This is a genomic window from Amycolatopsis sp. NPDC059657, assembly GCF_042734395.1.
Lineage (GTDB): Bacteria > Actinomycetota > Actinomycetes > Mycobacteriales > Pseudonocardiaceae > Amycolatopsis.
The window spans coordinates 1-4,023 of sequence record NZ_JBHWEB010000251.1 but is presented as its reverse complement, the minus strand read 5'-3'; the positions used below and the strand labels follow the sequence as shown (position 1 = coordinate 4,023).

The following is a 4,023-nucleotide window of genomic DNA, read 5'->3' as shown; positions in this document are numbered from 1 at the left end:
GCCGGGCGTCGTCGTCGTCTGAAAAAAATCCCATTGTGCCTTTGGTCAGCTCAGAGCTGACGAAAGCCACATTGGCGTGCTGAAACCTGACCAATGCCGCATTGGGATTTTTTTCAGCCGCGGCGGCGCTTCCAGACCTCTTCGATGACCTGCCAGCGCTCGTAGTTGTGGCGGGCGTCGGCGAGTGCGTCGTGGGCGTCGGTGGGCGCGGGCGGGAGCTTGGGCTTGTTGACGTCTTCCCAGCGCTGGCGCAGGTCGCGGGTGAAACGGGGCAGCTGGCGCGGGAGGGCGGGCATCGGGCCCCAGAGCTGGGCGAGCGCGACGTGGTCGTAGGCCGCGAACCAGGCCCACAGCTCGATGCCGCCAGGCGGCTTGCCGAAGAACTCCAGCAGGTCCTCGCGGATGCGCTCACGGCTGCGCCAGGCCTTGTCCGCGGGCGAGGGCAGCTTGGGGAGGACGTTGTCGCGCACCCAGGCTCCGGCCTTGCCGGGGTCGAAGTCGGTCGATACCGCGTAGAACTCCCGGCCCTGCTCGTCCACGACACCGATCGACACCAGGTCGATCGTCAGGCCGTCCTCGATGAACTCGGTGTCGTAGAAAAATCGCACCGGGCGACCCTAATGGGCGACTATCCGACCTTTGTCTGGGGTACCCGATCCGCTTCCAGAGCCGACGGCTGCGCCGGGACCTTGGGACTGACGCCCGCGGCCTCGGCGGCCAGCAGTTCCTTGGCCTTGGCCGCGTAGATGTCGACGTATTCCTGGCCGGAGAGCTCCATCAGCGCGTACATGATCTCGTCGGTGATCGACCGCTCGATGAACCGGTCGCCCGCGAGGCCCTCGTAGCGCGAGAAGTCGAGCGGCTTGCCGAAGCGGATCTCCAGGCGCATCGGGCGCCACATCTTGGAGCCGATCGGATTGACCTTGTCGGTGCCGATCATCGCCACCGGAACCACCAGGCCGCCGGACTCCAGCGCGATGCGGGCGACTCCGGTCTTGCCCTTGTAGAGCCGCCCGTCCGGGGAGCGGGTGCCCTCGGGGTAGATGCCCAGCAGGTTGCCCTCGCGGACGAGCCTGGTCGCGGTGTCGAGCGCGGCCTGTGCGGCGTTGCCGCCCGAGCGGTCGATCGGGATCTGGCCGACGCCGGTGAAGAAGGCCTTCTTGAGCTTGCCCTTGATGCCGGGCTCGGTGAAGTACTCGGACTTGGCTGGGAAGGTGACCATGCGCTTGACACGCAGCGGCATGAAGAACGAGTCGGCGACCGCGAGGTGGTTGCCCGCGAGGATGACCCCGCCGGTCTCGGGGATGTTCTCCGCGCCGACCACCTTGGTCGGCCAGAGCAGCTTGAGCAGCGGGCCCAGTAAGACGTTCTTCATCAACCAGTACAGCACCGCGACATGTCCTCCGAGCAGCTCGTTCCGGGTCGACCCGATCAACAAGGTTACGAACCACGACCGGCCATGCACAACGCCTGGTACCCGGTTGCGGCGGACAGCGATCGATCTCACACCGATCCTATGCCATTCTCCAGTGCGGCCGGGGGCCCACAACGCGGCCCGGCCGTGCGAACATAGACGTCCCCACAAGCACAGACGGAAGGCGATCGCATGACGGTGCTCGCCGGCGCGGAACCGTTCTCACACACCGGTTCGACCGAAGTCGGGGTACTGCTGTGCCATGGGTTCACCGGCACACCCGGCAGCCTCCGCGCCTGGGGCGCGCACCTGGCCGAAGCCGGGTTCACCGTGCGCTGCCCGCTGCTACCCGGGCATGGCACGGTCTGGCAGGACATGAACCGGACAGCGTGGACCGACTGGTACGGAGCGGTCCGGACCGAGCTGCTGGAGCTGCTCGAGACCTGCGACTCGGTGTTCGTCTGCGGCCTGTCCATGGGCGGCACGCTCAGCCTGCGCCTCGCCCAGGAGTTCGGTGACCGGATCGCCGGGATCGTGCTGGTCAACCCGTCGGTGACCACGCTGCGCTGGGACGCCAAGTTCGGCCCGATGCTGGCCAGGGTGCTGCCGTCGGTGCCCGGCGTCGGCAACGACATCAAGAAGCCCGGCGAGACCGAGATCGCCTACACGCGCACGCCGGTGCGCGCCGCGGTCAGCCTCGGGAAGCTGTGGAAGCTCGTCCGCGCCGACCTGCCCAAGGTGACCCAGCCGCTGCTTCTGCTCCACTCGGTCGTTGACCACATCGTGGAACCGGTGAACTCGCAGATCATCCTCGGCGCCGTCGGCAGCGAGAACGTCACCGAGGTGCTGCTCGAGAACAGCTACCACGTGGCCACGCAGGACAACGACGCCGAGCTGATCTTCGAGCGTAGTGTCGAATTCGTGCGCAGTGTTCGTGAGGCGGGGGTCGACGCGACATGAGCAGGGGCAAGGACGGGCCCGAGGACGTCGACGCGACCTTCGCGGAGATCGTGGCCGATCTGCGTGCCGAGGGCGTCGGGCTGCTCGACGAGGAGCCCGCTCCGGCCGAGCCGGAGGAGAAGAAGGCCCCTGACCGCGGCTGGCGTGGTGGCGGCACCGAGTGGGACTCCACCATGTTCGGCGACGACCCCGCCGAAGACAACGAGCACTACGTGCCGCCGGAGCCGCCGCCACTGCCCAGGCCGCGCAAGGGCGCGTTCATCGTGCTGCTGTTCTTCGTGCTCGGCCTGGTGCTGCTGATCTGGCCGAACGTGCTCGGCCTCGGCAGCACGCTCGCCACGCCGCTGGGCATCCTGTCGCTGGCGACCGCGATAGCCTTGTTGCTTCTGCGCGTGAGACAGGGTCCGCCGGACGGCGCCGATCCGAACACGGGCGCCCAGGTCTGAGCCCCTAGGAAAAACCAGTGCACATCGAGTTCAGCCCCTCGCGCCGATCAACGGTCGGCGCCGAGTGGGAGCTGGCCCTTGTCGACCGCCGGACCGGCGAGCTCGCCTCCGTCGCCGAGCGCATCCTGGAGCAGGTGCGCCCCGACGGGCAGGAGGAGCATCCCAAGATCAAGCAGGAGCTGCTGCTCAACACCGTCGAGATCATCACCGGCGTCTGCGACACCATCGGCGAGGTGAAGGCCGACCTGGCCGACTCGCTGGAGCTGGTGCACAAGGTGTGCGACCCGCTCGGCGTCGAGCTGTTCTCGGCCGGTTCGCACCCGTTCTCCACCTGGTACCAGCAGAAGGTCACCGACAAGGAGCGGTACGCGAAACTGATCGACCGCACCCAGTGGTGGGGCCGTCAGATGCTGATCTACGGCGTCCACGTGCACGTCGGGCTCGATCACCGCGACAAGGTGCTGCCGGTGCTCGACGCGCTGCTCAACTACTTCCCCCACCTGCAAGCGCTTTCGGCCTCTTCGCCGTACTGGGGCGGGGAGGACACCGGCTACGCGTCGAACCGGGCGCTGATGTTCCAGCAGCTGCCGACCGCGGGCCTGCCGTTCCAGTTCCGGAAATGGACGGAGCTGGAGAACTACGTCGACGACATGTTCGTCACCGGCGTCATCGACCACTTCTCGGAGATCCGCTGGGACATCCGGCCCGCGCCGCATTTCGGCACCATCGAGATGCGGGTCTGCGACGGGCTCCCGACGCTGGAAGAGGTCGCCGCGATCTCCGCGCTGACCCAGTGCCTGGTCGACGACTTCAGCGCCCGCCTCGACGACGGCGAGATCCTGCCGACCATGCCGCCGTGGCACGTCCAGGAGAACAAGTGGCGCGCCGCCCGCTACGGCACCGACGCGGAGATCATCCTGGACGCGGCCGGACGGGAACGCCTGGTCACCGACGACCTGCTCGACCTGCTGAACCGGCTGGAGCCGGTCGCGCGGCGGCTGGACTGCGCCGAGGAGCTGCGCTCGGTCGAGCGCATCCTGCGGGTCGGGCCGAGCTATCAGCGCCAGCGCGCGGTCGCGCAGAGCTGCAACGGCAGCCTCAAGGCCGTGGTGGCGTCGCTGATCTCCGAGATGCGGACCGGGCTTCCCCCAGGCTGAAGGGGTCGTGAGTGGTATGGCCGGTTCTAACCGGTCATACCACTCA

General features: G+C 67.7%; 5 protein-coding genes. 3 read left to right on the top strand and 2 right to left on the bottom strand.

Annotation, left to right across the window (positions count from 1 at the left end; translation table 11 throughout):
• Window positions 1-113: 113 nt before the first annotated feature.
• Complete coding sequence (locus tag ACFV15_RS47950; RefSeq protein ID WP_378360178.1) at window positions 114-608, bottom strand: polyadenylate-specific 3'-exoribonuclease AS; 495 nt, start codon at window positions 606-608, stop codon at window positions 114-116.
• 20 nt (window positions 609-628) lie between these two features.
• Window positions 629-1,390 (bottom strand): lysophospholipid acyltransferase family protein, encoded by a 762-nt coding sequence (locus tag ACFV15_RS47945; RefSeq protein WP_378360179.1) that lies wholly within the window; start codon window positions 1,388-1,390, stop codon window positions 629-631.
• A 216-nt stretch (window positions 1,391-1,606) separates the two neighbouring features.
• Between ACFV15_RS47945 and ACFV15_RS47940 the strand changes: the two genes are divergently transcribed.
• The 3 genes from ACFV15_RS47940 to ACFV15_RS47930 are packed head-to-tail and all read left to right on the top strand — an operon-like array spanning window position 1,607 to window position 3,977.
• On the top strand, window positions 1,607-2,374 hold the full coding sequence (locus tag ACFV15_RS47940; RefSeq protein ID WP_378360176.1) for an alpha/beta hydrolase: 768 nt from the start codon (window positions 1,607-1,609) through the stop codon (window positions 2,372-2,374).
• A complete protein-coding gene (locus tag ACFV15_RS47935) occupies window positions 2,371-2,820 on the top strand; it encodes a hypothetical protein (protein ID WP_378360175.1) in 450 nt (149 codons plus the stop codon). Before ACFV15_RS47940 ends, ACFV15_RS47935 begins: the two co-directional genes overlap by 4 nt.
• A 17-nt stretch (window positions 2,821-2,837) precedes the next feature.
• Entirely contained in the window at window positions 2,838-3,977 is a 1,140-nt protein-coding gene (locus ACFV15_RS47930; RefSeq protein WP_378360173.1) for a glutamate--cysteine ligase, read from the top strand.
• Window positions 3,978-4,023: the final 46 nt, after the last annotated feature.

Coding starts and splice junctions, on each gene's coding strand:
- ACFV15_RS47940 (WP_378360176.1), top strand. CDS start 1,607: ATGACGGTGCTCGCCGGCGCGGAACCGTTCTCACACACCGGTTCGACC.
- ACFV15_RS47935 (WP_378360175.1), top strand. CDS start 2,371: ATGAGCAGGGGCAAGGACGGGCCCGAGGACGTCGACGCGACCTTCGCG.